22 protein-coding genes and 2 tRNA genes are annotated in these 26433 nt (G+C 59.8%); 1 reads left to right on the plus strand and 23 read right to left on the minus strand.

The window, feature by feature from the left end; all coding sequences use genetic code 11:
* Nucleotides 1-117: 117 nt before the first annotated feature.
* From pnp to rlmE, 15 genes are all read right to left on the minus strand, one after another.
* Nucleotides 118-2223 (minus strand): polyribonucleotide nucleotidyltransferase, encoded by a 2106-nt coding sequence (gene pnp / locus J4E53_RS03125; RefSeq protein ID WP_060739215.1) that lies wholly within the window; start codon nucleotides 2221-2223, stop codon nucleotides 118-120.
* A 194-nt stretch (nucleotides 2224-2417) separates the two neighbouring features.
* Nucleotides 2418-2687 carry a 30S ribosomal protein S15 gene (rpsO, locus tag J4E53_RS03130; RefSeq protein ID WP_011332409.1) on the minus strand — a complete coding sequence of 90 codons (270 nt, stop codon included), beginning with the start codon at nucleotides 2685-2687 and terminating at the stop codon, nucleotides 2418-2420.
* Nucleotides 2688-2830: 143 nt separating this feature from the next.
* Nucleotides 2831-3748, minus strand: coding sequence for a tRNA pseudouridine(55) synthase TruB (gene truB / locus J4E53_RS03135; RefSeq protein ID WP_060739216.1), 918 nt, complete (start codon nucleotides 3746-3748; stop codon nucleotides 2831-2833).
* Between the two features lie 3 nt (nucleotides 3749-3751).
* Complete coding sequence (gene rbfA / locus J4E53_RS03140; protein WP_060739217.1) at nucleotides 3752-4153, minus strand: 30S ribosome-binding factor RbfA; 402 nt, start codon at nucleotides 4151-4153, stop codon at nucleotides 3752-3754.
* 159 nt (nucleotides 4154-4312) lie between these two features.
* Nucleotides 4313-6832: a translation initiation factor IF-2 gene (gene infB / locus J4E53_RS03145; RefSeq protein ID WP_060739218.1), complete on the minus strand. Its 2520-nt coding sequence runs from the start codon at nucleotides 6830-6832 to the stop codon at nucleotides 4313-4315.
* 27 nt (nucleotides 6833-6859) lie between these two features.
* Entirely contained in the window at nucleotides 6860-8341 is a 1482-nt protein-coding gene (gene nusA / locus J4E53_RS03150) for a transcription termination factor NusA (protein ID WP_003177868.1), read from the minus strand.
* Nucleotides 8342-8400: 59 nt separating this feature from the next.
* Nucleotides 8401-8859 (minus strand): ribosome maturation factor RimP, encoded by a 459-nt coding sequence (gene rimP, locus J4E53_RS03155; RefSeq protein WP_053118762.1) that lies wholly within the window; start codon nucleotides 8857-8859, stop codon nucleotides 8401-8403.
* A gap of 140 nt (nucleotides 8860-8999) precedes the next feature.
* Nucleotides 9000-9076: transfer RNA gene (locus J4E53_RS03160), tRNA-Met, on the minus strand.
* A 97-nt stretch (nucleotides 9077-9173) separates the two neighbouring features.
* Nucleotides 9174-9259 (minus strand) — tRNA-Leu (locus J4E53_RS03165).
* A gap of 21 nt (nucleotides 9260-9280) precedes the next feature.
* Nucleotides 9281-9664 carry a preprotein translocase subunit SecG gene (secG, locus tag J4E53_RS03170; RefSeq protein WP_003197714.1) on the minus strand — a complete coding sequence of 128 codons (384 nt, stop codon included), beginning with the start codon at nucleotides 9662-9664 and terminating at the stop codon, nucleotides 9281-9283.
* 4 nt (nucleotides 9665-9668) lie between these two features.
* A complete protein-coding gene (tpiA, locus tag J4E53_RS03175; RefSeq protein ID WP_060739219.1) occupies nucleotides 9669-10424 on the minus strand; it encodes a triose-phosphate isomerase in 756 nt (251 codons plus the stop codon).
* Nucleotides 10425-10490: 66 nt separating this feature from the next.
* Nucleotides 10491-11828: a phosphoglucosamine mutase gene (glmM, locus tag J4E53_RS03180; RefSeq protein WP_060739220.1), complete on the minus strand. Its 1338-nt coding sequence runs from the start codon at nucleotides 11826-11828 to the stop codon at nucleotides 10491-10493.
* Nucleotides 11829-11844: 16 nt separating this feature from the next.
* The gene (gene folP, locus J4E53_RS03185) at nucleotides 11845-12696 is read right to left on the minus strand and encodes a dihydropteroate synthase (protein ID WP_060739221.1); all 852 of its coding nucleotides are present in this window, start codon (nucleotides 12694-12696) and stop codon (nucleotides 11845-11847) included.
* 8 nt (nucleotides 12697-12704) lie between these two features.
* A complete protein-coding gene (gene ftsH, locus J4E53_RS03190; RefSeq protein WP_053118351.1) occupies nucleotides 12705-14618 on the minus strand; it encodes an ATP-dependent zinc metalloprotease FtsH in 1914 nt (637 codons plus the stop codon).
* Nucleotides 14619-14809: 191 nt separating this feature from the next.
* The gene (gene rlmE / locus J4E53_RS03195) at nucleotides 14810-15460 is read right to left on the minus strand and encodes a 23S rRNA (uridine(2552)-2'-O)-methyltransferase RlmE (protein ID WP_060739222.1); all 651 of its coding nucleotides are present in this window, start codon (nucleotides 15458-15460) and stop codon (nucleotides 14810-14812) included.
* Nucleotides 15461-15566: 106 nt separating this feature from the next.
* On the opposite strand from rlmE, the gene J4E53_RS03200 reads away from it, so the two are divergent.
* Nucleotides 15567-15875, plus strand: a complete 309-nt coding sequence (locus J4E53_RS03200; protein ID WP_003177852.1) for a YhbY family RNA-binding protein — start codon at nucleotides 15567-15569, stop codon at nucleotides 15873-15875.
* Between the two features lie 10 nt (nucleotides 15876-15885).
* On the opposite strand, the gene J4E53_RS03205 is transcribed toward J4E53_RS03200, so the two are convergent.
* From J4E53_RS03205 to grpE, 8 genes are all read right to left on the minus strand, one after another.
* On the minus strand, nucleotides 15886-16290 hold the full coding sequence (locus J4E53_RS03205; RefSeq protein ID WP_060739223.1) for a hypothetical protein: 405 nt from the start codon (nucleotides 16288-16290) through the stop codon (nucleotides 15886-15888).
* A 28-nt stretch (nucleotides 16291-16318) separates the two neighbouring features.
* Nucleotides 16319-16795, minus strand: a complete 477-nt coding sequence (gene greA, locus J4E53_RS03210; RefSeq protein WP_030139783.1) for a transcription elongation factor GreA — start codon at nucleotides 16793-16795, stop codon at nucleotides 16319-16321.
* 2 nt (nucleotides 16796-16797) lie between these two features.
* Complete coding sequence (gene carB, locus J4E53_RS03215) at nucleotides 16798-20019, minus strand: carbamoyl-phosphate synthase large subunit (protein WP_103308365.1); 3222 nt, start codon at nucleotides 20017-20019, stop codon at nucleotides 16798-16800.
* 105 nt (nucleotides 20020-20124) lie between these two features.
* Nucleotides 20125-21261, minus strand: coding sequence for a glutamine-hydrolyzing carbamoyl-phosphate synthase small subunit (gene carA, locus J4E53_RS03220; protein ID WP_053118343.1), 1137 nt, complete (start codon nucleotides 21259-21261; stop codon nucleotides 20125-20127).
* 255 nt (nucleotides 21262-21516) lie between these two features.
* Complete coding sequence (gene dapB, locus J4E53_RS03225) at nucleotides 21517-22323, minus strand: 4-hydroxy-tetrahydrodipicolinate reductase (protein WP_053181926.1); 807 nt, start codon at nucleotides 22321-22323, stop codon at nucleotides 21517-21519.
* 9 nt (nucleotides 22324-22332) lie between these two features.
* Complete coding sequence (dnaJ, locus tag J4E53_RS03230) at nucleotides 22333-23457, minus strand: molecular chaperone DnaJ (RefSeq protein ID WP_103308364.1); 1125 nt, start codon at nucleotides 23455-23457, stop codon at nucleotides 22333-22335.
* 322 nt (nucleotides 23458-23779) lie between these two features.
* Nucleotides 23780-25732 (minus strand): molecular chaperone DnaK, encoded by a 1953-nt coding sequence (gene dnaK, locus J4E53_RS03235; RefSeq protein WP_256211756.1) that lies wholly within the window; start codon nucleotides 25730-25732, stop codon nucleotides 23780-23782.
* A 65-nt stretch (nucleotides 25733-25797) separates the two neighbouring features.
* Nucleotides 25798-26364: a nucleotide exchange factor GrpE gene (gene grpE, locus J4E53_RS03240; RefSeq protein WP_060739227.1), complete on the minus strand. Its 567-nt coding sequence runs from the start codon at nucleotides 26362-26364 to the stop codon at nucleotides 25798-25800.
* Between the last annotated feature and the right edge of the window lie 69 nt (nucleotides 26365-26433).

Consider the following 26433-nt stretch of genomic DNA (forward strand, 5'->3'; position numbering starts at 1 on the left):
AAACTAGCACCGTCTCCCGTGGCCAGGCAACCTGCCTGGCAGGGATTTTCGTCACACAGCAAAACGCCCCGAACCAGTCGGGGCGTTTGCTTGTTCAGCGGTCAGGCGATGGGGTGATTAAACGCCCGATGCCTTGGCTGCTGCGACGTCCTTGATGGACAGCTTGATACGGCCGCGGTTGTCCACGTCCAGTACCAGCACTTCCACTTCCTGGCCTTCTTTCAGGATGTCGGTCACTTTCTCGACGCGAGCATCGCTCAGCATGGAGATGTGAACCAGGCCGTCCTTGCCCGGCAGGATGTTGACGAACGCGCCGAAGTCGACGATGCGTTCAACCTTGCCGACGTAGATCTTGCCGATCTCGGCTTCTGCGGTGATCCCCAGGACGCGCTGGCGTGCTGCTTCTGCCGCTTCCTTGGTTTCGCCGAAGATCTTGATCGAACCGTCGTCTTCGATGTCGATCGAAGCCTTGGTTTCTTCACAGATCGCACGGATGGTCGCGCCGCCTTTACCGATGACATCACGGATTTTGTCGGTGTCGATTTTCATCGCGATCATGGTCGGAGCATTTTCCGACAGCTCGGTACGGGACTGACCGATGATCTGGTTCATCTGGCCGAGGATGTTCAGGCGCGCTTCCAGGGCTTGGCCCAGGGCGATTTCCATGATCTCTTCGGTGATGCCCTTGATCTTGATGTCCATCTGCAGTGCGGTGACGCCCTTGGCGGTACCGGCCACTTTGAAGTCCATGTCGCCCAGGTGGTCTTCGTCACCCAGGATGTCGGTCAGGACGGCGAATTTCTCGCCTTCTTTCACCAGACCCATGGCGATACCGGCAACCGGTGCCTTCATCGGCACACCAGCGTCCATCAGGGCCAGGGAAGCGCCGCAGACCGAAGCCATGGAGCTCGAGCCGTTGGACTCGGTGATTTCCGATACCACACGAATGGTGTACGGGAACACGTCAGCGGCTGGCAGCATGGCCTGGACCGAACGACGGGCCAGACGGCCGTGACCGATTTCGCGGCGACCGGCGCCACCCATGCGACCACACTCGCCCACCGAGAACGGCGGGAAGTTGTAGTGCAGCATGAACGGGTCTTTCTTTTCGCCTTCCAGGGTGTCCAGCAGTTGCGCGTCACGGGCGGTGCCCAGCGTGGCAACGACCAGGGCCTGGGTTTCGCCACGGGTGAACAGTGCCGAACCGTGGGTCTTTGGCAGGACGCCGACTTCGATGTTCAGCGGACGTACGGTGCGGGTGTCGCGACCGTCGATACGCGGCTTGCCGTTAACGATGTTTTCGCGAACGGTGCGGTATTCGATTTCACCGAAAGCCGCTTTCACTTCAGCGGAAGACGGCTGGCCTTCTTCACCGGACAGCTTGGCAACGACCTGGTCTTTCAGCTCGCCCAGGCGTGCATAACGGTCGGCCTTGACGGTGATGGTGTAGGCCTGGGAGATCGCTTCGCCGAACTCGGCACGGATCGCGCCCAGCAGCTCGGTGGCTTCGGCTTGCGGAGCCCAGGTCCAGGTTGGCTTGGCGGCTTCGGCAGCCAGTTCCTTGACGGCGTTGATCACCACCTGGAACTCGTCGTGGGCGAACAGCACGGCGCCCAGCATCTGGTCTTCGGTCAGCTCTTTGGCTTCGGATTCAACCATCAGCACCGCTTCGGAAGTACCGGCCACGACCATGTCCAGGCTCGAAGCCTTCAACTGCTCGTAGGTCGGGTTCAGCAGGTAGCCGGTGCTTTCGTGGAACGCGACGCGGGCAGCGCCGATCGGGCCATCGAAAGGAATGCCGGAGATGGCCAGGGCAGCCGAGGTACCGATCATCGCAGCGATGTCCGGATCGGTTTTCTTGCTGGTGGACACGACGGTGCAGACAACCTGCACTTCGTTCATGAAGCCTTCTGGAAACAGCGGACGGATCGGACGGTCGATCAGTCGGGAAGTCAGGGTTTCTTTCTCGGAAGGACGGCCTTCGCGCTTGAAGAAACCGCCAGGGATCTTACCGGCAGCGTAAGTCTTTTCCTGGTAGTGGACAGACAGAGGGAAAAAGCCCTTGCCTGGATCGGCTTGCTTGGCACCGACAACGGTCACCAATACGCTGACGTCGTCGTCAACGGTGACCAGCACTGCGCCGGAGGCCTGACGGGCGATACGGCCAGTCTCGAGGGTAACGGTCGACTGACCGAACTGGAATTTTTTGATTACCGGGTTCACGGTGTCCTACCTTCTTTGTGGCTCTTGGGGAACTTGTCTTCTTGCGAAATTCTTGGGCAATGACGGGAATCGGCCCGACGCCTGTCCAGGGTAAAACGTGTATCCAGATAAAACTTGAGGCTGGGAGCCTGCCATGCGCCAGCGGGAAACCCACTGACGCACGACAGACCACCAACCTCTAGCGCAATCGCTTATTAGCGACGCAGACCCAGGCGAGCGATCAGAGCGCTGTAACGGCTCACGTCCTTGCCTTTCAGGTAGTCCAGCAGCTTACGACGCTGGTTTACCATGCGGATCAGACCACGACGGGAGTGGTGATCCTTACCGTTGGCCTTGAAGTGACCTTGCAGTTTGTTGATGTTGGCGGTCAGCAGTGCAACTTGCACTTCTGGCGAACCAGTGTCACCAACAGCTTGCTGGTAGTCAGCTACGATTTGAGCTTTTTCTTGAACGTCGAGAGCCATGAGGCAATCCTTTTAGTCAGGAAACTGTTCCGAGGAAACAGCTTCAACAGGCCAGGGACAAATCCCTGTATCTATAAATGAGTAGTGACCGTGCCTGTTAACAGCCACACTCGCCAACCTGCTGTTACGCAGGCTGGTTCCGGTCATTCCGACCGAATCAGTCGACGCGGCGCAATGCGCCCGTCTTCGCTCACTTCACCGATACCGATGAAACGACCGTTGTGATCCTGTACCCGGACCATGCCGAACTTCGGCGCATCCGGGGCGCGTACCGGCTGGCCGTTGAGCCAGTAGAACGCACTGTGTTCCGAGAACTGCAAGAGCGGCCAATCCAGCAACCCGCTGTCCGATGGCATCAGGAAACGGTCGACCGCTTCGTTGCCGCCTTCGGCATGCACCGCTTCGAGCTCTTCCAGCGTGACCGTCTGGGCCAACGTGAAAGGCCCGGCCTGGGTCCGTCGCAATTCTGCCACGTACGCGCCACAGCCGAGCTGCTCGCCGATATCCTCCACCAGGGTCCGGATATAGGTGCCCTTGCTGCAATCCACGGCCAGCCGCGCAGTATTACCGTCAAAGGCCAGCAATTCCAAGCGCGCAATAGTAACAGAACGCGGTTCGCGCTCCACTACTTCGCCTGCACGGGCCAGTTTATACAATGGCTGCCCATCACGCTTCAAAGCGGAGTACATCGGCGGTATCTGGCTGATTTGCCCGCGAAAACCCGGCAAGACCGCTTCGATATCCGCCTGACCAACGGTCACCGGGCGTTCCAGCAAAACCTCACCTTCGGCATCCGCCGTGGTGGTGGTCTTGCCCAGTTGCGCCAGGGTTTCATAACCCTTGTCGGAATCGAGCAGGTACTGGGAGAACTTGGTCGCCTCGCCAAAGCACAGCGGCAGCACGCCGGTGGCCAGCGGATCGAGGCTACCGGTGTGCCCGGCCTTTTCAGCATTGAGCAGCCAGCGAACCTTCTGCAACGCCGCGTTGGAGGTGAACCCCAGCGGCTTGTCGAGCAGGATGATACCGCTGACGTTACGACGGATACGTTTGACCTGAGCCACCGATTACTCCTTGGTGTCTTCGGGGTCAGCCGCAACCGGGTGCTGGCTGTCTTGCGCCACGGCGCGCTCGATCAGTGCCGACAGATGCGCACCCCGTGCGACGCTTTCGTCGTAGTGGAAGTGCAACTGTGGGACGCTGCGCAGCTTCATCTCCCGGGCCAGCTGCATACGCAGGAAGCCGGCGGCCGAGTTGAGCACCTTGATGCTCTGGGCGATTTCTTCGGCGCTGTCCTGCCCCATCACGGTGATGAAGATCTTGGCGTGACCGACGTCACGGCTGACTTCCACTGCGGTGATGGTGACCAGGCCGACGCGCGGGTCTTTGACTTCGCGACGGATCAGCTGGGCCAGCTCGCGTTGCATCTGATCGCCGATTCGTTGGGTACGGCTGTATTCTTTTGCCATGTCTTGTTACCTGTTACTGCCCCACGGTGAAACCCGCGAGGTCTGAAAGCGGCAAACGCCCGGCCTGGCAAAAGCCAGACCGGGCGTTGCGTTTAGAGTCCGCCAGCCAGGCAGTGCATGTTCATGCGGCTGCCCGGTGCGGCTCTTGAAGTGCGCGAGTTAGAGGCTGCGAGCAACCTGGACCTTCTCGAAGACTTCGATCTTGTCGCCGACCTTGACGTCGTTGTAGCTCTTGACGCCAATACCGCACTCCATGCCGGCACGTACTTCGGAAGCGTCATCCTTGAAGCGGCGCAGGGATTCCAGCTCGCCTTCGAAGATCACGATGTCTTCACGCAGTACACGGATCGGACGGTTACGGTGAACGACACCCTCGATCACCATGCAACCGGCGATGGCGCCAAACTTCGGCGAACGGAACACGTCGCGAACTTCGGCCACGCCCAGGATGTTCTCCCGCACGTCGCTGCCCAACATACCGGTCAACGCTTTCTTGACGTCTTCGATGATGTCGTAGATCACGTTGTAGTAACGCATATCCAGGCCTTCCTGCTCGACGATCTTGCGAGCGCCGGCATCGGCACGCACGTTGAAGCCGAACAGTACAGCGTTGGAAGCCAGTGCCAGGTTGGCGTCGGACTCGGTGATACCACCGACACCGCCGCCGACCACACGCACTTGCACTTCGTCGTTACCCAGGCCATTCAAGGCGCCGTTCAACGCTTCGAGCGAACCACGGACGTCGGATTTGAGGACGATGTTGAGCGTCTTCTTCTCTTCCTGGCCCATGTTCTCGAAGATGTTTTCCAGCTTGCCGGCGTGAGCACGAGCCAGTTTGACTTCGCGGAACTTGCCTTGACGGAACAGAGCCACTTCACGGGCTTTCTTCTCGTCAGCCACAACGCTCATCTCGTCGCCAGCATCCGGGGTGCCGTCCAGGCCGAGGATCTCGACCGGGATAGCCGGACCGGCTTCCTTGATGGACTTGCCGTTCTCGTCGAGCATGGCACGCACGCGGCCATAGTTCGAGCCGACCAGCACCATGTCGCCTTGACGCAAGGTACCGTCCTGGACCAGGACGGTCGCAACCGGGCCACGGCCCTTGTCGAGACGGGATTCAACAACCACACCACGGCCAGGAGCCGAAGGTGTAGCGGTCAGTTCCAGAACCTCGGCTTGCAACAGAACGGCTTCGAGCAGTTCGTCAACGCCGGTACCCATCTTCGCCGAGACCGGAACGAATGGAGTGTCGCCACCCCACTCTTCGGAGGTCACGCCGTGGACCGACAGTTCGCTGCGGATGCGATCGAGATCGGCGCCCGGCTTGTCGATCTTGTTCACTGCAACCACCAGCGGCACGCCAGCTGCCTGGGCATGCTGAACGGCTTCGATGGTTTGCGGCATGACGCCGTCGTCCGCTGCAACCACCAGGATCACGATGTCGGTCGCCTTGGCACCACGGGCACGCATCGCGGTAAACGCGGCGTGACCCGGGGTGTCGAGGAACGTCACCATGCCGCGGTCGGTTTCAACGTGGTAGGCGCCGATGTGCTGGGTAATACCGCCAGCCTCACCTGCTGCTACCTTCGCACGACGGATATAGTCGAGCAGGGAGGTTTTACCGTGGTCAACGTGGCCCATTACGGTCACGACCGGCGCACGGGAAACCGCCTCACCTTCAAACTTCAGAGACTCGGCCAGGGAATCTTCCAGGGCGGTGTCGCTGACCAGGGTCACTTTGTGGCCCAGCTCTTCAGCAACCAGTTGGGCAGTTTCCTGGTCCAGTACCTGGTTGATGGTGGCTGGCGTACCCAGCTTGAACATGAACTTGATGATTTCAGCAGCCTTGACCGACATCTGCTGGGCCAGATCGCCCACAGTGATGGTCTCGCCGATCTTCACTTCACGCACGACTGGGCCGGTAGGGCTCTGGAAACCGTGGGCGTTGCGCTTCTTCAGCTTGGCCTTGCCGCGACCGCCGCGACGGAAGCCATCGCTTTCCTCGTCGGTGGTACGTGGCGCAACACGAGGTGCTGGTGCCTTTTCCTTGACCGACGCACGGTGAGGCGCGTTCTTGCGCTCGCCATCGCCACTGCCACGACGGTTGTCGTCGGCACGTGGTTTGTCCGGACGACGCTGTTCATCGCGCTTGCGAGTATCGGCTGGAGCCGGCGCCGGTGCCACGACTGGTGCGGCTTCGCGCACAGGTTCGGCGACCGGGGCAACAGCCTCGACGGCTTCTACCGGAGCGGTTTGCGCAGCAGCAGGCTGGCGGCGCGCTTCTTCTTCGGCGCGACGCTTGGCTTCTTCTTCAGCCTTCTGACGAGCAGCATTTTCTACTGCGCGACGTTCTTCCTGTTCGCGTTTGCGCTCGGCTTCGATTTCTTCCGGGCTGCGTTGTACGAAGACTTTCTTCTTGCGTACTTCAACGCTGATGCTTTTGCTACCGGCAACACGCAGGGTGCTGGTGGTTTTACGCTGCAGAGTGATCTTGCGCGGTTCTTCCACTTTAGCCTTGTGACTGCTCTTCAAGTGAGTCAGCAGGGACTGCTTCTCACTGTCGGTCACATGTTCCTCGGCGGCGGTGTGCGGCAGACCTGCCTCACGCATCTGCTGCAACAGGCGCTCTACCGGTGTTTTGACCTCATCGGCCAGTTGTTTCACCGTGACTTGCGTCATGCACTTCTCTCCTCAGGCCGCGCCTAATTACTCGAACCAGTGGGCTCGGGCGGCCATGATCAACTTGCCGGCACGATCATCGTCAATGCCGTCGATGTCGAGCAGATCGTCAATAGACTGCTCGGCCAGGTCTTCGCGGGTAATTACGCCGCGCACCGCCAGTTCCATCGCCAAATCCTTGTCCATGCCCTCAAGCGAGAGCAGGTCTTCGGCCGGATGGGCGTCTGCCAGCTTTTCCTCAGTAGCGATGGCTTTGGTCAACAAACGATCCTTGGCCCGAGCGCGAAGCTCGTTGACGATTTCCTCGTCAAAGCCGTCGATGTTGAGCATTTCCTCCACCGGTACGTAGGCAATCTCTTCCAGGCTGGTAAAGCCTTCATCCACCAGCACCTGCGCCAGCTCTTCATCGACTTCAAGCTCTTCGATGAAGTTGCGCAGGATGTCGCCGGTTTCAGCTTGCTGTTTAGCCTGGATGTCCGATTCGGTCATCACGTTCAGGGTCCAGCCAGTCAATTGGCTGGCCAGACGCACGTTCTGACCACCGCGACCGATGGCCTGAGCCAGATTGTCTGCGCCAACGGCGATGTCCATGGCGTGGGCATCTTCGTCGACGATAATTGCCGCCACTTCAGCAGGCGACATGGCATTGATCACGAACTGAGCCGGGTTGTCGTCCCACAGGACGATGTCCACGCGCTCGCCGCCCAACTCGCCGGATACGGCCTGGACACGCGAACCACGCATGCCGATGCAGGCACCTTGCGGGTCGATGCGCTTGTCCTTGGAGCGGACCGCGATCTTGGCACGCGAACCCGGATCACGGGAGGCGGCCATGACTTCGATCAGGCCTTCAGCAATTTCCGGCACTTCGATGCGGAACAACTCGATCAGCATTTCCGGCGCTGTACGCGACAGGATCAGCTGCGGGCCCCGGTTCTCGGTGCGGATTTCCTTGAGCAGCGCACGCAAACGCACGCCAACCCGGAAAGTTTCGCGAGAGATGATGTCTTCGCGAGCCAGCAACGCTTCGGCGTTGTTGCCCAGGTCGACGATCACGTTGTCGCGGGTCACTTTTTTCACGGTGCCGGAGATGATTTCCCCCAGGCGCTCGCGATAAGCGTCGACCACTTGCGCACGCTCGGCTTCGCGAACTTTCTGCACGATGACCTGCTTGGCAGTCTGTGCAGCGATGCGACCGAACTCAATGGATTCGATTTTTTCTTCGACGACATCACCAACCTTGGCGCCCGGGTGCGTTTCTGCAACCTTGCTTGGCCAGGTTTCGATAGCCGGATCGTCCAGGTCGGCTTCCTCGACGACCGTCCAGCGACGGAAAGTCTCGTAGGCACCCGTGTGGCGATTGATCTCCACACGCAAATCAACTTCGTCTTCGAACCGCTTCTTGGTAGCAGTGGCCAGAGCCAGCTCCAGCGCTTCAAAAATAACGTTAGCCGGTACGCCCTTTTCATTGGATACCGACTCAACAACCAGCAGTACTTCTTTGCTCATCGTACGCCTCGCCTTTCGCAAGCCATTGGATCCGCGGGATCCGCAGTATCTGGCACGTATCAGTCAAAACTGGGAATAATGTTGGCCTTGTCGATCATATCGATCGGCAACAGGAACTCATGGTCATCTACCTGCACCACGACGTCCTGCTCTTCTACACCGCGCAGAAGGCCTTGGAAGTTGCGTCGACCCTCGAAAGGCGAGCGCAGCTTGATCTTCACTTGTTCACCGGCAAACAAAGCGAACTGTTCAAGTGTGAACAGGGGGCGCTCCATGCCAGGCGAGGAAACTTCAAGGGTGTATTCGGAGGTGATTGGATCTTCGACATCCAGTACACCGCTGATCTGACGGCTGACGATGGCGCAATCATCCACCAACACGCCGCCTTCCTTATCGATATAAACGCGCAACAGTGAGTGGCGACCTTGAGCCGAAAACTCAATACCCCAGCATTCATAGCCAAGGGCCACGACCACCGGGGCCAACAAGGCCTGCAACTGTTCTAGCTTGCTCGACACCTGAACCCCCTCGTGCATGTTTGTGCATGCTGTGCAAATAAAAAAAAATGGGCGAATCGCCCATCCCTGAAACGCCGTCGAATAGCGGCGTTATAAAGTGTCCAGCTAACAAAAAGCCCCTTGGAAGGGGCCCCTGAAACTGGTTGCGGGAGCCGGATTTGAACCGACGACCTTCGGGTTATGAGCCCGACGAGCTACCAGACTGCTCCATCCCGCGACAAAGCTGGGGCGGAAGTATACGACCGATCCCTTACAGGGTCAATGTAACCCTTCCACCTACAAGAAAGCCCGCAATCGCGGGCTCTCCTGATAATTGGTACCGAGAAGGGGACTCGAACCCCTACACCCTATGGGCACAACCACCTCAAGGTTGCGTGTCTACCAATTCCACCACCTCGGCAATACAGCGTTTGAAACCTTCTTACTTCTGCTCTTGAGCTGGAGGCACGTCAGTCGCCGGGTTGGCCGACTTTTGCTCTTGAAGCACCGGGACATCATCAGAAGCCGGTTGTTGCTTGGGCGCTTCCAGTACCGCTGGGTTTGGCAAACCTACTTGAGTCAGCTCGTGAGCTTTCTCTTTAGCAAAGTAACCTAACCCTAAGCTGGTCATGAAGAAACCGGCGGCAAGTATAGCAGTAAACTTACTAAGAAAGGTAGAGGAACCTTGGCTTCCGAACACAGTATTTGAAGCACCTGCACCGAAAGACGCACCAGCATCCGCACCTTTACCCTGCTGCAGCAATACGAGGGCAACTACGCCCAGTGCACCCAGCAGATGAAAAACGACTACGACTGTTTCCAGCATTTTTTCAGTTTCCCGCGGCGCGACAGATCGCACCGAACTCATCTGCATTCAGGGACGCTCCACCAATGAGCCCCCCATCGATATCCGGCATGCCGAACAGTTCGGCCGCATTGGCCGCCTTCACGCTGCCGCCGTATAGAAGCCGCACACCTCGTGCCACTTCAGAATTCTCTTCCGCCAACTGCGCGCGGATGGCTGCGTGCACATCCTGCGCCTGTTGCGGCGAAGCCGTCAGCCCGGTACCAATGGCCCAGACCGGCTCGTAGGCAATGACTGCCTTTGCAAAAGCACCAACACCCAGGTCTTCGATGATGCTGCCGAGCTGACGCCCGACAACTTCAAGGGTCTTGCCGGCTTCACGCTGCGCGAGGGTTTCCCCTACGCACAACACCGGAATCAGACCACAGGCCTGGGCCGCAGCAAACTTGCGGATCAAGGTCTTGTCCTGCTCGCCCATGATCTGGCGACGCTCGGAATGTCCAACCAGGACCAGGGAGCAACCTGCATCCACCAACTGACTCGGTGCAATCTCACCGGTCAACGCACCTTGCATGGATTCCACCGCAGAGTTCTGCGCGCCGACCGAAATCGACTTGCCTTTCAAGCCATCAATCACTTGATTGATATACAAGCAAGGCGGGAATACCGCGACATCAACACCGCTTGGCAAGGCCAGATGACGAAGGCCATTGATCAGCTCAGCGACGCTGGCGCGGGTACCGTGCATCTTCCAGTTACCAGCTACCATAGGGCGACGCATGCTGTACCTCGTCGGTCAAAGTGGGCGCAGATGTTACCCAACCGATTCATGACTGGCAAGCCGAATTCAGGCAGAAACTTCAGTAACCAGTTTTGCCAGCTCTTCGGCATAACCGCGAACTTGCGCTTCGTCCTCGCCTTCGACCATGACACGCACCAAAGGCTCTGTACCGGACTTGCGCAACAACACGCGACCACGCCCCGCCATCGCCTCTGTCACACGCTCGCTGGCCTGCTTGACCTTCGCATGTTCGAGGGGGTTCACACCGCCACCAAAACGCACGTTGATCAACACTTGCGGACATTTACGCAATGCCTGGCGCGACTGAGCAAGCCCTTCGTTGCGCGCCTTGAGTGCCATCAGTACCTGCAGGGCCGCAATGATCGCATCACCGGTGGTGGTATGGTCGAAGCACACGATGTGGCCGGAGTTCTCGCCCCCGATCACCCAGTTGCGCTCCAGCAACTCCGAGATCACGTAGCGGTCGCCCACGTTGGCTCGCACGAACGGGATATCCAGGTCCGCCAGGGCCAGTTCAAGCCCGAGGTTGCTCATCAACGTGCCGACCACGCCGCCCTGCAACTTGCCGCGCCCATGCAGGTCACGAGCGATGATGAACAGCAATTCGTCACCATCGACGACCGTACCGGTGTGATCGACCATCAGCACCCGATCACCGTCGCCATCGAAGGCGATACCGAGATCGGCCTGCTCGGCCAGCACTGCAGCCTGCAACGCCTCGGTATGGGTGGAACCACAGTTGTGGTTGATGTTCAGGCCATTGGGCTGGGCGGAAAGCACCACCACGTCGGCACCCAGCTCGCGAAAGACGCTCGGCGCGACTTTATAGGTGGCGCCGTGAGCACAATCGACAACAATTTTCAGGCCGGAAAAGCTCGTACCGGTCGGCACGCTGCCTTTGCAGAATTCGATGTAGCGACCCGATGCATCGTTGATCCGCGACACCTTGCCGATCTTGCTCGACTCGACCACGGTCATCGGCGTGTCCAGCAGCTCCTCGATCATCAGCTCGATATCATCCGGCAACTTGGTACCCTGGCCGGAGAAGAACTTGATGCCGTTGTCATCATGGGGGTTGTGCGAGGCACTGATCACGATGCCTGCCTGGGCCTGGAACGTACGGGTCAGGTAGGCAATGGCCGGCGTCGGCATCGGGCCCAGCAGCATCACATCGGCACCCGCCGACGTCAGGCCGGCCTCGAGCGCCGATTCGAACATGTAGCCGGAAATTCGCGTGTCCTTGCCGACCAGCACCTTGCAGGCGCCCATCTTGCGGAACGCCATGCCTGCCGCCCAGCCGAGCTTGAGCATGAAATCGGGGGTAATAGGGTATTCGCCGACCCGACCACGAATACCGTCGGTGCCAAAGTATTTCTTGCTCATAAGTGCTCCGTCATTCTTATTCGGCTGAATCCACAGCTGCGATCATCCGCACGACATCCATCGTTTCGGCTACATCGTGCACGCGCAATATGCGTGCACCTTTGGCAAGGGCCAAGGCCGCAAGGGCAAGACCACCATACAGGCGCTCTCCCACCGGCCGCCCCAGGGCATTGCCTATCATGCTCTTTCGCGAAACCCCAACCAACAGGGGCCGCCCCAGGGCGTGCAAGGCTTCCATATGTTTGAACAGGCTCAGGTTGTGCGCCAATGTCTTGGCAAAGCCGAACCCGGGATCAAGGATGATCCGCTCGGCAGGAATACCCACGGCAGCACATTGGTCCAGACGCGCCACCAGGAACTCACCCACCTCCCTGGTCACATCATCATAGTGCGGGTCGTTCTGCATGGTCCCCGGCTCGCCGAGCATATGCATCAGGCATACCGGCAATCCGGTGGCCGCCGCGGCATCCAGGGCACCATCGCGCTGCAAGGACCGAACATCATTGATCAGGCCCGCCCCCAGTCGCGCAGTCTCGCGCATGACCGCAGGCGTGGACGTATCGACCGAGATAATGACATCGAGTTCGCGATGGATGCGCTCGACAATCGGCGCCACCCGCTCCAGCTCTTCGGTGGGCGAGACCGAGCGCGCACCTGGCCGGGTCGATTCCCCCCCCACATCGATCAGCGTTGCGCCAGCGGCCACCATGGCCTCGGCATGCCGCAGCGCGGCATCGAGCTGGCTGAATCGACCACCATCGGAAAAGGAATCAGGCGTGACATTGAGAATGCCCATGACATGTGCATGGGCCAAATCAAGAACCCGGTTGCCGCAAGGCAACCGGGTCGAGGACTGAACAGAAGTCATTTCAAGCCTTAGACATCAGCGGCCGGACCGCCAATCGGTGTTTCCGGACGCTCACCCTGTACCGCCGGAGGTGTACCGGAAGTACCGGTACCACCGCCCGACCAGTCACGAGGCTCGCGAGGTTCGCGACCTGCCATGATGTCGTCGATCTGCTCGGCATCGATGGTTTCGTACTTCATCAGGGCATCGGCCATGGCATCGAGCTTGTCACGGTTGTCCGTGAGGATCTGCCGGGCAGTGCCGTAGCACTGGTCGATGATGCTGCGCACCTCGGAATCGATCAGCTTGGCCGTCTCGCCGGAGAAGCTTGCATGCTGGCCACCGCCACCACGACCGAGGAACACTTCCCCTTCTTCTTCGGCATACATCAGCGGCCCCAGCTTCTCGGACAGGCCCCACTTGGTGACCATGTTCCGAGCGATCTGACTGGCGCGCATGATGTCGTTGGATGCCCCCGTGGTCACACCGTCGAAGCCCAACGTCATCTCTTCAGCGATACGACCGCCGTACAACGAACAGATCTGACTGATCAATGCACGCTTGGACAGGCTGTAGCGATCCTCTTCCGGCAGGAACATGGTCACGCCCAGGGCACGACCGCGCGGGATGATCGAGACCTTGTAGACCGGATCATGCTCGGGCACGACACGACCAACGATCGCGTGACCCGCCTCGTGATACGCGGTGTTCTGCTTTTCTTTCTCCGACATGACCATGGATTTGCGCTCCGCGCCCATCATGATCTTGTCCTTGGCCAGCTCGAATTCCTTCATTTCCACGACGCGCTTGCCGGTACGAGCGGCGAACAACGACGCTTCGTTGACCAGGTTCGCCAGGTCGGCACCGGAAAAGCCCGGCGTGCCACGCGCGATGACGGCCGGAGCGACGTCGTCACCCATCGGCACCTTGCGCATATGGACCTTGAGGATCTGCTCGCGACCACGAATATCCGGCAGCCCCACCACGACCTGGCGGTCGAAACGACCTGGACGCAACAGCGCAGGGTCGAGCACGTCAGGACGGTTGGTGGCGGCGATCACGATGATGCCGTCGTTCATTTCGAAACCGTCCATCTCGACCAGCAGCTGGTTGAGGGTCTGTTCGCGCTCGTCGTGACCGCCACCCATGCCGGCGCCACGATGGCGACCAACGGCGTCGATTTCGTCGATGAAGATGATGCACGGCGCGTGTTTCTTGGCCTGTTCGAACATGTCGCGGACACGACTGGCGCCCACGCCGACGAACATTTCGACGAAGTCGGAACCGGAAATCGTGAAGAACGGCACCTTGGCTTCACCGGCAATCGCCTTGGCCAGCAAGGTTTTACCGGTACCTGGCGGGCCGACCATCAGCACGCCGCGTGGAATACGACCACCCAGGCGCTGGAACTTGCCCGGATCGCGCAGGAACTCGACCAGTTCGCCCACTTCTTCCTTGGCTTCGTCGCAGCCTGCGACGTCAGCCAGGGTGGTTTTCACCTGGTCTTCGGAAAGTAGCCGGGCCTTGCTCTTGCCAAAGCTCATCGGCCCGCCCTTGCCACCACCGCCGCCCTGCATCTGGCGCATGAAGAACATGAACACGGCGATGATCACCAGGATCGGGAAGCTGGCCACCAGGAGCTGGGTCCAGATGCTTTGCTGCTCAGGCTGCTTGCCTTCGACCACGACGTGGTTGTCCACCAGGTCGCCAATCAGGCCATTGTCCTGGATTGCCGGACGAATGGTCTTGAAGCTGTCGCCGTCGGTGCGCTTGCCGGTAATCACATAGCCATCAACGGCTACGCGCTCGACCTTGCCATCCTTGACCTGCTGGATGAAGTCGGAATAGTTGAGGGTCTGCGGCTCGTTAGGACTGGAGAAGTTGTTCATCACGGTCACCAGGACAGCGGCGATGATCAACCACAGGATCAGATTCTTTGCCATATCGTTCAATTAACTACCCTCTGAAGCAAGCTCCGCTACTGGCGCGCGCTTCGCATGATATTCACCGGCCTAACTTACTACATTACCTACGACTCTGGCAGGCGCCGTCTGTAACCCTTTGTGAAACTTTGACCGCATAATTTTGGTTACGCGGCTTTTTCAATGCGAGACAAAAAAAACTATCGCCCTGCTCAAAGACGCTCATCACTGGCCGCGCCTTCAACACCGCGAAACCCCCGCGCCAGCAGATACTGCTCGCGAGAACGGTCACGGGACGACAATGGCTTGCGCATCTGCACCTTGTCGAACAACTTGCGGATGCCCTTGTGGTATTCGTCGAAGCCTTCACCCTGGAAGACCTTGATCAGAAAATCACCGCCTGGACGCAGAACCCGCCCGGCAAGATCCAGGGCCAGCTCGCTGAGGAACATGGCACGAGGCATGTCGACAGCCGCTAATCCACTCATATTGGGGGCCATATCGGAAATCACAAGGTCAACTTGTGTATTTCCGACGGCTTCCAGGATTTTCGCCAGTACGGCGTCTTCCGTGAAATCGCCCTGGATAAAGGTCACATCAGGGATGCTGTCCATTTCCAGGATGTCGGAAGCGATCAAGCGGCCCTGACCACCAATCAGACGACTGGTAACCTGGGACCAGCCGCCCGGCGCCGCACCGAGGTCGATCACGGTCATGCCTGGACGGATCAGGCGATCCTTTTCCTGGATCTCCAGCAATTTATAGCTGGCACGAGAGCGATAGCCGTCTTTTTGCGCCATTTTGACGTACGGATCGTTGAAATGCTCTCTGAGCCAGTTCTGGCTAGTCTTGGAACGGGCCACGGGCCACCTCTAAAAATAAAACGGGTCGTGATTAAGTGGGCGGTCCCGGACTTGCTCGGGTAAACTGGCCGCCGCTTTTTACAAGATCAGACGCAGGGGTCAGATTATGCCGCTCACTCAAGAGCAGAAGAAACAATACAAATCCATTGGCCACCATCTGAAACCGGTTTTGACTGTGGCTGACAACGGTTTGACTGAAGGTGTACTCGCCGAACTGGAACGCGCCCTGGGCGATCACGAGCTGATCAAGATCAAGCTCAACATCCTCGATCGCGAAGCCCGCCTGGCTGCCGTTGCCGAACTGTGCAAGACCGGCAAGGCAGACCTGGTGCAGGTCATCGGCAAGATGGCGCTGATTTATCGCAAGAACTTCAGCGTCAACAAGCAACTGTCGAACGTTCACCGCTTCAAGTGATGCCAAAGGGTCAAGGGTGTGCTTCGCACACCCTGCCGCTCCACCCCGGAACCGGCTGCAAGACCAGTACCAGACCGGAAAAACCCAGCACCAGGTAACTGAATACCTGCCACTGGCTCGCATCCGGCCAGCCGAAATGCACGGCAAAGAACATCCCGCACGCATACAACGACATGAGCAGCAATTGCCCACGAATGTCGCGCCATAGACTGGCAAGGCCTTCGGCCTGAACCAGCACCAACGCCTGAAACATCACGCACGCCGCGGAAAAACCCACCAGCAGCGCCGTCAGCATGCCTGCGATTTCATCGATGAGCAGCGGTGCCAGGCCCACTCGACCCAGCACCGGCAGCAAACCGATGTGCAGCAACCAGACGCCGCCCACCCACAACATCTGGGTGAGCTGCCAGATCATGGCACCCGCTCGCAGCGGGCGCCTTCGTTCAGATGTGACGGACTTCGACAATCTCATACTCGATGACACCACCCGGTGTCTTCACCGCCACCACATCGCCCTCTTCCTTGGCAATCAAGGCACGAGCAATGGGTGAACCGACGGAAATCTTGCCGAGCTTGATGTCTGCCTCGTCCTCGCCAACGATCTGGTAAGTCACGCTTTCATCAGTCTCGACGTTGGCGATTTCCACCGTGGTGCCGAAAATCACTTTGCCGGTATGTGGAATCGTCGTGACATCGATGATCACCGCATTCTGCATGCGGCCTTCGATGTCACGGACACGCGCCTCGACCATCCCCTGCTCCTCTCGGGCAGCGTGGTATTCGGCGTTTTCCTTGAGATCGCCCAGCTCACGCGCTTCACCGATAGCCTGGCTCAAGCGCGGGCGCTCGACCTTGGTCAGGAAAGCGTGTTCTTCTTCCAGGGCCTTCGCGCCCTGAACAGTCATCGGGTACTTGGTTATGCTCATGCCTTCAATCCTGCATGTAGATCCTGCAAGCGACGTACGGTCTTCTCGGGACCGAACTTGAGCGCTTCGCAGATCGCTTCGCCTGCCGCAATGGTCGTGGTGCAGTAGATCTTGTGCTGCAGCGCATTGCGACGAATGGAGTAGGAATCGGCGATCGATTGACGACCTTCGGTGGTGTTGATGATCAGCGTGACTTCGTCATTCTTGATCATGTCGACCACGTGCGGACGCCCCTCGGTCACCTTGTTCACGCGGCGCACTTTCAGGCCAGCGGCTTCGATCAGCCTGGCCGTACCGGCAGTGGCGACCACTTCGAAGCCCAAGTTGATCAGATCACGGGCCACGCCTGCAACCAGTGGCTTGTCGTCATCACGCACGCTGATGAACGCCGTGCCGCCAGTCGGCAACACTTCGCTGGCGCCCATCTGGGCCTTGGCGAATGCCTCACCGAAGGTATCGCCCACGCCCATCACTTCACCGGTGGACTTCATTTCCGGGCCGAGGATCGGGTCCACGCCTGGGAACTTGGCGAACGGGAACACCGCCTCTTTCACGCTGTAGAAGTTCGGAATGATTTCTTTGGTGAAGTTCAGCTCTTTCAGGGTCTTGCCGGCCATGACTCGCGCCGCGATCATCGCCAGGGAAACGCCGATGCACTTGGAGACGAACGGCACGGTCCGAGAAGCGCGCGGGTTGACTTCGATGACGTAGATGTCTTCGCCCTGCAGGGCCAATTGCACGTTCATCAGGCCGACGACGCCCAGCTCCAGGGCCATTTTCTTGACCTGCTCGCGCATCTCGTCCTGGATGTGCGCCGGCAACGAGTAAGGCGGCAGCGAACAGGCGGAGTCACCGGAGTGAACACCGGCCTGCTCGATGTGCTGCATGATCGCGCCGATCACCACATCCTTGCCGTCGCTGACCGCATCCACGTCCATTTCGATGGCGCAGTTGAGGAAGTGATCCAGCAGCACCGGGCTGTCGTTGGACACCTGGACCGCTTCGCGCAGGTAGCGCTTGAGTTCGTCTTCCTGATAGACGATTTCCATCGCACGGCCGCCCAGAACATAGGACGGACGCACCACCAGCGGGTAACCGATCTTGGCGGCGGCACGAATCGCTTCGTCTTCGCTGCGCACGGTAGCGTTTGGCGGCTGACGCAGGTTCAGGCGCTCGACCATCTGCTGGAAGCGCTCACGGTCTTCAGCGCGGTCGATCGCATCCGGGCTGGTACCGATGATCGGCACGCCAGCGGCTTCCAGGGCACGGGCCAGTTTCAACGGGGTCTGGCCGCCGTACTGGACGATCACGCCTTTTGGCTTCTCGACGCGGACGATTTCCAGCACGTCTTCCAGGGTCACTGGCTCGAAGTACAGGCGATCGGAGGTGTCGTAGTCGGTGGACACGGTTTCCGGGTTGCAGTTGACCATGATGGTCTCGTAACCGTCGTCGCGCAGGGCCAGTGCCGCGTGCACGCAGCAGTAGTCGAACTCGATGCCCTGGCCGATCCGGTTAGGACCGCCGCCCAGGATCATGATCTTGTCCCGGGTCGATGGCGCGGCTTCGCACTCTTCTTCGTACGTGGAGTACAGGTAGGCGGTATCGGTGGCGAACTCGGCCGCGCAGGTGTCGACGCGCTTGTAGACCGGGAACACTTCCAGCTTGTGGCGATGGGCGCGCAGGCTCTTCTCGGTCACACCCAGCAGCTTGGCCAGGCGCATGTCGGAGAAACCTTTGCGCTTGAGGCGGAACATCGTGTCGCGATCGATGCTGGACATGCCCAGGGTCTTGACCTTCTCTTCTTCCTTGATCAGATCTTCGATCTGTACCAGGAACCAAGGGTCGATCATGTTCATGCCGAAAATCTGCTCGACGGTCAGGCCGGCGCGGAAGGCATCGGCCACGTACCAGATGCGCTCGGCACCCGGCACGGTCAGCTCGCGCTTGAGCACGCTCATGCTTTCGGGGTCGTTCAGATCCAGCTTCGGATCGAGGCCACAGACGCCCACTTCCAGGCCGCGCAGGGCTTTCTGCAGGGACTCCTGGAAGGTGCGGCCGATGGCCATGACTTCACCGACCGACTTCATCTGGGTGGTCAGGCGGGCATCGGCCTTGGCGAACTTCTCGAAGGCGAAGCGTGGCAGCTTGGTCACGACGTAGTCGATGGACGGCTCGAAGGACGCCGGGGTCTTGCCGCCGGTGATGTCGTTCGACAGCTCGTCCAGGGTGTAACCCACGGCCAGCTTGGCCGCGACCTTGGCAATCGGGAAACCGGTGGCCTTGGACGCCAGGGCCGACGAACGGGAGACCCGCGGGTTCATCTCGATGACCACCATGCGACCGGTGTTCGGGCAGATGCCGAACTGGACGTTGGAGCCGCCGGTTTCCACGCCGATCTCGCGCAGTACCGCCAGGGAGGCGTTACGCAGGATCTGGTATTCCTTGTCGGTCAGGGTCTGGGCCGGTGCGACGGTGATCGAGTCGCCGGTGTGCACGCCCATCGGGTCGAAGTTCTCGATGGAGCAGACGATGATGCAGTTGTCCTTTTTGTCGCGGACAACTTCCATTTCGTATTCTTTCCAGCCGATCAGGGATTCGTCGATCAGCAGCTCCTTGGTCGGCGACAAGTCGAGACCACGGGCGCAGATTTCTTCGAATTCTTCACGGTTGTAGGCGATGCCACCACCGGTGCCACCCATGGTGAAGGACGGACGGATGATGCACGGGAAGCCGAGGCGTTCCAGGACGGCGTTGGCCTCTTCCATGCTGTGGGCGATGCCCGAGCGCGGGCAGTCCAGGCCGATGGATTTCATCGCCTTGTCGAAGCGCGAACGGTCTTCGGCCTTGTCGATGGTATCGGCGTTGGCGCCGATCATTTCCACACCGAACTTCTCCAGGACGCCTTCGCGCTCCAGGTCCAGGGCGCAGTTCAGCGCGGTCTGGCCGCCCATGGTCGGCAGCAGCGCGTCCGGGCGCTCCTTCTCGATGATCTTGGCAACGGTCTGCCACTTGATCGGCTCGATGTAGGTGGCGTCGGCCATGGCCGGGTCGGTCATGATGGTGGCCGGGTTGGAGTTCACCAGGATGACGCGGTAGCCCTCTTCGCGCAGGGCTTTACAGGCCTGGGCGCCGGAGTAGTCGAACTCGCAGGCCTGGCCGATCACGATCGGGCCAGCGCCGAGAATCAGGATGCTTTTTATGTCTGTACGTTTTGGCATGGGTTTGTCACTCAAATCCGCAGGTCAGTCGGCTAGGCCGTCGAACAATCTTTGAAGCGCCCGAAGGGGCCGCCGCACTCGGGGCCGCCCTCGGGCTTCACGCGGTCAGCGTCGCTTGGCCATCTCGTTGATGAAGCGATCGAACAGCGGCGCCACATCGTTCGGGCCCGGGCTCGCTTCAGGGTGGCCCTGGAAGCTGAACGCGCTCTTGTCGGTACGCTCGATACCTTGCAGCGTGCCGTCGAACAGCGACTTGTGAATCGCACGCACGTTGGCCGGCAGGGTCGCCTCATCCACCGCAAAACCGTGGTTCTGGCTGGTGATCATCACCACGCCGGTATCCAGGTCCTGCACCGGGTGGTTGGCACCGTGGTGGCCGTGGCCCATTTTCAAGGTCTTGGCGCCAGAAGCGAGGGCCAGCAACTGGTGACCGAGGCAGATACCGAACACCGGGATCTCGGTTTCCAGCACGTCCTTGATCGCCTGGATCGCGTAGTCGCAAGGCTCCGGGTCACCCGGGCCGTTGGACAGGAACACGCCATCAGGCTTGAGGGCCAGGACATCGGCGGCCGGGGTCTGGGCCGGTACCACGGTGACGCGGCAGCCACGCTCGACCAGCATGCGCAGGATGTTCAGCTTGACGCCGTAGTCGTACGCCACCACGTGGTAGGGCAGCTCGGAAGCCTCGATCGTCGCGTGACTGTCGGTCTTCAGGTCCCAGACCGTGGAGCGCCATTCGTACTGTTTCTGGGTGCTGACGACTTTCGCCAGGTCCATGCCCTTGAGGCCAGGGAAGCCCTGGGCCGCGGCAATGGCGGCTTCTTCGGAAATGTTATCGCCAGCCATGATGCAGCCGTTCTGCGCGCCTTTTTCCCGAAGGATGCGGGTCAGGCGGCGCGTGTCGATACCGGCGATCGCCACGACGTTGTTGGCTTTCAGGTAATCGGACAAGGACATCGTGTTACGCCAGTTGCTCGCTACCAGCGGCAAGTCACGGATGACCAGGCCGGCGGACCAGACACGATCGGACTCGGCGTCTTCCGGCGTGGTGCCGGTGTTGCCGATGTGCGGGTAAGTCAGGGTAACGATTTGCTGGGCGTAGGAAGGATCGGTAAGAATTTCCTGATAGCCGGTCATTGCGGTGTTAAACACCACCTCACCAACGGTCTGACCGTCGGCTCCAATGGCTTCGCCGCGAAAAATGCTGCCATCAGCAAGGGCGAGTATGGCTGGCTTAGTCAAGAAGACCTCCCGTAAATAAAGCCTGAAAGGGCGATCGCAGGTTGTAAAAAAGCGGAGTGACGTATGGACACGTCACCCCGCTTGTTCACTGAATTATTCTGCGCGCTTTTAGTGGACACACTAAAGCTGTAGCTTACAGAAAAAGGCTTTTTTGGTCCACCGCTAATGAGCCTTAAAGGCAGGGGAATGCGACAGGCCGTCGCGAAGCGGTGTAAAACGGGGCGCAGTATAACCTGAACCCCGCCTTCAATGGCATCAACGCAGGTCGAGAACGTCCTGCATGTCGTACAAACCAGGCTCGCGGCCATCCAGCCACAGCGCGGCACGTACGGCGCCCTTGGCGAAGGTCATCCGGCTGGATGCCTTGTGGGTGATCTCCAGGCGCTCGCCCTCAGTGGCGAACAACACCGTGTGATCACCTACCACATCACCACCGCGCACAGTGGCGAAACCGATGGTGTCGCGCTCGCGAGCACCGGTATGCCCTTCACGCCCATATACGGCGACTTTCTGCAGATCACGCCCCAGCGCATCGGCAATCACTTCACCCATGCGCAAGGCCGTTCCCGAAGGTGCGTCGATCTTGTGCCGGTGATGTGCCTCGATGATTTCGATATCGGCATCGTCACCCAAGACCCGGGCCGCCATGTCCAGCAGCTTCAGCGACAGGTTCACGCCCACGCTGAAGTTCGCCGCGAACACGATTGCGATGTCGTTGCCCGCCTCGGCCAGCAGTTGCTTTTGCGCAACATCCAGCCCCGTGGTGCCAATCACCATGGCCTTGCCATGCTTGCGGCAGATCGCGAGGTTTTTCAACATCACGTCCGGCAGGGTGAAGTCGATCAGCACATCGAACTCGTCCAGCACCTTCTCCAGGCCGCCGGACATCGGCACGCCGATACGCCCCAGCGAAGCCAGCTCGCCAGCATCGGCGCCCACCAGCGTACTGTCGGGCCGCACGATGGCCGCTGTCAGGCCGGAGAGCGGCGAGCGCTGCTGCACCGCCTCGACCAGTGCCTTGCCCATGCGCCCCGCAGCGCCCATCACAGCTATACGTCGCATGCGAACTCCTTACAGGTCGCCGAAGAAGCGCTTCACGCCTTCGAACCAACCGGTGGTTTTCGGGGAGTGACTGTTGTCATCCGCCAACGTGCCGCGGAACTCTTCCAACAGCTCACGCTGACGCCGACTCAGGTTGACCGGTGTCTCCACCGCCACACGGCACATCAGGTCACCCGCACCACCGCCACGCACTGGCGCGACGCCTTTGCCACGAATCCGGAACTGTTTGCCGGTCTGCGTGCCCTCGGGAATTTTCAGCTTGACGCGACCGTCGAGGGTCGGGATCTCGAGCTCGCCACCCAAGGCCGCGTCGACGAAGCTGATCGGCACTTCGCAGAACAGGTGCTTGCCGTCGCGCTGGAAAATCGCATGCTCGCGCACGTTGATGACCACATACAGGTCGCCAGTCGGACCACCCTGGGCACCCGCCTCGCCTTCGCCGGACAGGCGAATGCGGTCACCCGTGTCGACACCGGCCGGCACTTTGACCGACAGCGTCTTGTACTCTTCGACACGCCCTTCGCCATGGCAGGAGTCGCACGGGTCGGAAATGATCTTGCCTTGGCCATGGCAACGCGGACAGGTCTGCTGGACCGAGAAGAAGCCCTGCTGCATGCGAACCTGGCCGATGCCGCCGCAAGTCGGGCAGGTCACGGGCGTGGAGCCCTTCTTCGCACCCGAGCCATCGCACGGCTTGCAGTTGACCAATGTCGGCACACGGATATTGACGGTGGTACCGCGCACCGCTTCTTCCAGGTTCAGCTCCAACGTGTAGCGCAAGTCGCTGCCACGTTGGGCGCCACCACGGGCACCGCCGCGACCGCCGCCGAAGAAATCGCTGAACACGTCGCCGAAAATATCGGAGAAGTTCTGGCCGCCGAAACCGGCACCGCCGCCGCCCATGCTTGGGTCGACACCGGCATGCCCATACTGGTCGTAGGCCGCGCGCTTGCTGGAATCGGACAGAACCTCGTAAGCCTCGTTGGCTTCCTTGAACATCTCTTCCGACGCTTTATCGCCGGGATTACGGTCCGGGTGGTGCTTCATCGCCAGGCGACGGTAGGCCTTTTTCAGCTCTGCCTCGCTGGCCCCCCGCTCGACACCCAATACTTCGTAAAAATCACGCTTCGCCATTAGTCTTTGCACTCTTATAGGACGTCCGGCAAACCTCTCCTGAACCTTGCCAAACTCGTTGAGCCCCAATACAGGCCCGGACCCAACTCACGTCAATTCAACGATCCTGGTCTTTAAATATTTCAGCCAGGGCCCCGGCCAAAACGCAGTGCCCATCGCCGGAAAGCAGGAGCATTCCCGAACGCACCGCCAACATCCGAACACTGTCGCATGCTGTAAAAATTCCCTAGCTCCAGACACGCCAACGCGGGAGCAAGCCCCCGCGCGGCGACATCCTACCAGCCACCGCACAAATGCAGTCAACCGGCCGACCAACAAGCAGTTACTTGTGGTCTTTCACTTCTTCGAACTCGGCGTCCACGACGTCGTCGGCTTTTTCGGCCGATTCGCCCTGGGCAGCCGCGCCTTCAGCGGGCTGAGCCTGTTCGGCGTACATCTTCTGAGCCACTGGCGCGGAGACCTTGGACAGCTCTTCGATCTTCGCCTCGATGGCCGCCTTGTCGTCGCCTTTCACAGCGGCTTCCAGGGCAACCACGGCCGCTTCGATGGCGGTTTTCTCTTCCGCGGTCACTTTCTCGCCAGCATCAGCGATCATCTTGCGGGTCGAGTGCACCAGGGCATCACCTTGGTTACGGGCGCTGGCCAGCTCTTCGAACTTGCGGTCTTCCTCGGCGTTGACTTCAGCATCGCGAACCATCTGCTGAATTTCTTCCTCGGACAGGCCGGAGTTGGCCTTGATCACGATCGACTGAGTCTTGCCAGTGGCCTTGTCTTTCGCGCCGACGTGCAGGATGCCGTTGGCGTCGATGTCGAAGGTCACTTCGATTTGTGGCACGCCACGTGGTGCTGGTGGAATCTCGGCCAAGTCGAACTTGCCCAGGGATTTGTTCTGGGCAGCCTGCTTGCGCTCACCCTGCAGCACGTGGATGGTCACGGCGCCCTGGTTGTCGTCAGCCGTCGAGAACACCTGGGATTTCTTGGTAGGAATCGTGGTGTTTTTCTCGATCAGCGCGGTCATCACGCCGCCCATGGTTTCGATACCCAGGGTCAGCGGGCTGACGTCGAGCAGCAGAACGTCCTTCACGTCACCGGCCAGAACAGCGCCCTGGATGGCAGCGCCCATGGCAACGGCTTCGTCCGGGTTCACGTCCTTGCGAGCTTCTTTGCCGAAGAAGTCGGTCACCAGCTTCTGAACCAGCGGCATACGGGTCTGGCCGCCCACCAGGATCACGTCGTTGATCGAACCAACGTCGATACCGGCGTCTTTCATGGCGATACGGCAAGGTTCGATGGTGCGCTGAACCAGGTCTTCCACCAGCGCTTCGAGCTTGGCGCGGGAGATTTTTACGTTCAGGTGCTTAGGACCGGTGGCGTCTGCAGTGATGTACGGCAGGTTCACGTCGGTCGACTGGCTCGAGGACAGTTCGATCTTGGCTTTTTCAGCGGCTTCTTTCAGGCGCTGCATGGCCAGCGGGTCACCTTTGAGGTTCATGCCGCTTTCTTTCTTGAACTCGTCGACGAGGTAGTCGATCAGGCGGATGTCGAAGTCCTCACCACCGAGGAACGTGTCACCGTTGGTGGCCAGTACTTCGAACTGGTGCTCGCCGTCGACTTCAGCGATCTCGATCACGGAGACGTCGAAGGTACCGCCACCCAGGTCGTAGACGATCACGGTGTGATCGCCCTTGGCCTTGTCCATACCGTAGGCCAGAGCGGCCGCGGTCGGTTCGTTGATGATACGTTTTACGTCCAGGCCCGCGATGCGGCCGGCGTCTTTGGTCGCCTGGCGCTGGCTGTCGTTGAAATAGGCTGGAACCGTGATGACCGCCTCGGTCACCGCTTCGCCGAGGTAGTCTTCGGCGGTTTTCTTCATTTTCTTGAGGATTTCAGCCGAGATCTGTGGCGGTGCCATTTTCTGGCCGTTCACTTCAACCCAGGCGTCGCCGTTGTCAGCCTTGGCGATTTTGTAAGGCACCATCTTGATGTCTTTCTGAACGACTTCTTCGTCGAACTTGCGACCGATCAGACGCTTCACCGCGTACAGGGTGTTATGCGGATTGGTCACTGCCTGACGCTTGGCCGACTGGCCAACCAGAATTTCGCCATCATTGGCGTACGCGATGATCGACGGCGTGGTACGCGCGCCTTCAGCGTTTTCAATAACCTTGGCCTTGCCGTTTTCCAGCACGGAGACGCACGAGTTGGTGGTCCCCAGGTCGATGCCGATAATCTTGCCCATGTTAACTCTCCCGGAACTTGGATTTGGTTGCCGCAGCAGTGGTGGCTAACTGCGGTAGCACTTAAACGCTTGACTTATAGATGGGGCCGCTGCGCCCGATTTCAAGCCTGCTCATCAATAGAAGGCGAAACCGGTGCCGGCGCCTTGCTGACCACGACCATGGCCGGGCGCAGCAGACGGCCGTTAAGCAGATAGCCCTTCTGGAAAACCTTCAAGACACTGTTTGGCTCGACGTCGGCACTTTCCTGCATCGCCATGGCCTGGTGATGTTCGGCGTTGAAGGGCTCGCCATGAGGATCAAGGGCTTCGAGCTGATAACGCTTGAGGGTGTCCTGGAACATTTTCAGGGTCAGCTCGATGCCTTCACGCATCGGACGGATGTTTTCGTCGTCCGGGTTGGACAGCTCCAGGCCGCGCTCCAGGCTGTCGATGATCGGCAGCAGGTCGCCGGCAAAACGCTCCAGGGCGAATTTATGGGCCTTTTCTACATCTTGCTCGGCGCGACGGCGGACATTCTGCAGGTCGGCGGCTACACGCAACGCCTGATCCTGCGCACCGGCCAGTTGCTCCTCGAGCACTTGTACACGTGCCGCCAGGTCTTCACCGGAATCCTGGGAAGCCTGATTGGCGTCTAGATTTTGCGTGTCCTGCGTCTGTTCGTCAGCCATAGAGATTTCTCCTTTCAACTTCGTCCGCGAGCTCGACTCGCGCTTCTGCCCCGGTATATGGGGCCGGGT

It is taken from the genome of Pseudomonas sp. FW305-28 (genome assembly GCF_017351395.1).
GTDB lineage: Bacteria > Pseudomonadota > Gammaproteobacteria > Pseudomonadales > Pseudomonadaceae > Aquipseudomonas > Aquipseudomonas fluorescens_AA.

Excerpts from the sequence above, each read along its gene's own strand:
- rpsO (WP_011332409.1), bottom strand. The coding sequence starts at position 2,687 with ATGGCTCTCGACGTTCAAGAAAAAGCTCAAATCGTAGCTGACTACCAG.
- rbfA (WP_060739217.1), bottom strand. The coding sequence starts at position 4,153 with ATGGCAAAAGAATACAGCCGTACCCAACGAATCGGCGATCAGATGCAA.
- infB (WP_060739218.1), bottom strand. The coding sequence starts at position 6,832 with ATGACGCAAGTCACGGTGAAACAACTGGCCGATGAGGTCAAAACACCG.
- nusA (WP_003177868.1), bottom strand. The coding sequence starts at position 8,341 with ATGAGCAAAGAAGTACTGCTGGTTGTTGAGTCGGTATCCAATGAAAAG.
- secG (WP_003197714.1), bottom strand. The coding sequence starts at position 9,664 with ATGCTGGAAACAGTCGTAGTCGTTTTTCATCTGCTGGGTGCACTGGGC.
- tpiA (WP_060739219.1), bottom strand. The coding sequence starts at position 10,424 with ATGCGTCGCCCTATGGTAGCTGGTAACTGGAAGATGCACGGTACCCGC.
- glmM (WP_060739220.1), bottom strand. The coding sequence starts at position 11,828 with ATGAGCAAGAAATACTTTGGCACCGACGGTATTCGTGGTCGGGTCGGC.
- folP (WP_060739221.1), bottom strand. The coding sequence starts at position 12,696 with ATGACTTCTGTTCAGTCCTCGACCCGGTTGCCTTGCGGCAACCGGGTT.
- ftsH (WP_053118351.1), bottom strand. The coding sequence starts at position 14,618 with ATGGCAAAGAATCTGATCCTGTGGTTGATCATCGCCGCTGTCCTGGTG.
- J4E53_RS03200 (WP_003177852.1), top strand. The coding sequence starts at position 15,567 with ATGCCGCTCACTCAAGAGCAGAAGAAACAATACAAATCCATTGGCCAC.
- J4E53_RS03205 (WP_060739223.1), bottom strand. The coding sequence starts at position 16,290 with ATGATCTGGCAGCTCACCCAGATGTTGTGGGTGGGCGGCGTCTGGTTG.
- carB (WP_103308365.1), bottom strand. The coding sequence starts at position 20,019 with ATGCCAAAACGTACAGACATAAAAAGCATCCTGATTCTCGGCGCTGGC.
- dapB (WP_053181926.1), bottom strand. The coding sequence starts at position 22,323 with ATGCGACGTATAGCTGTGATGGGCGCTGCGGGGCGCATGGGCAAGGCA.
- dnaJ (WP_103308364.1), bottom strand. The coding sequence starts at position 23,457 with ATGGCGAAGCGTGATTTTTACGAAGTATTGGGTGTCGAGCGGGGGGCC.
- grpE (WP_060739227.1), bottom strand. The coding sequence starts at position 26,364 with ATGGCTGACGAACAGACGCAGGACACGCAAAATCTAGACGCCAATCAG.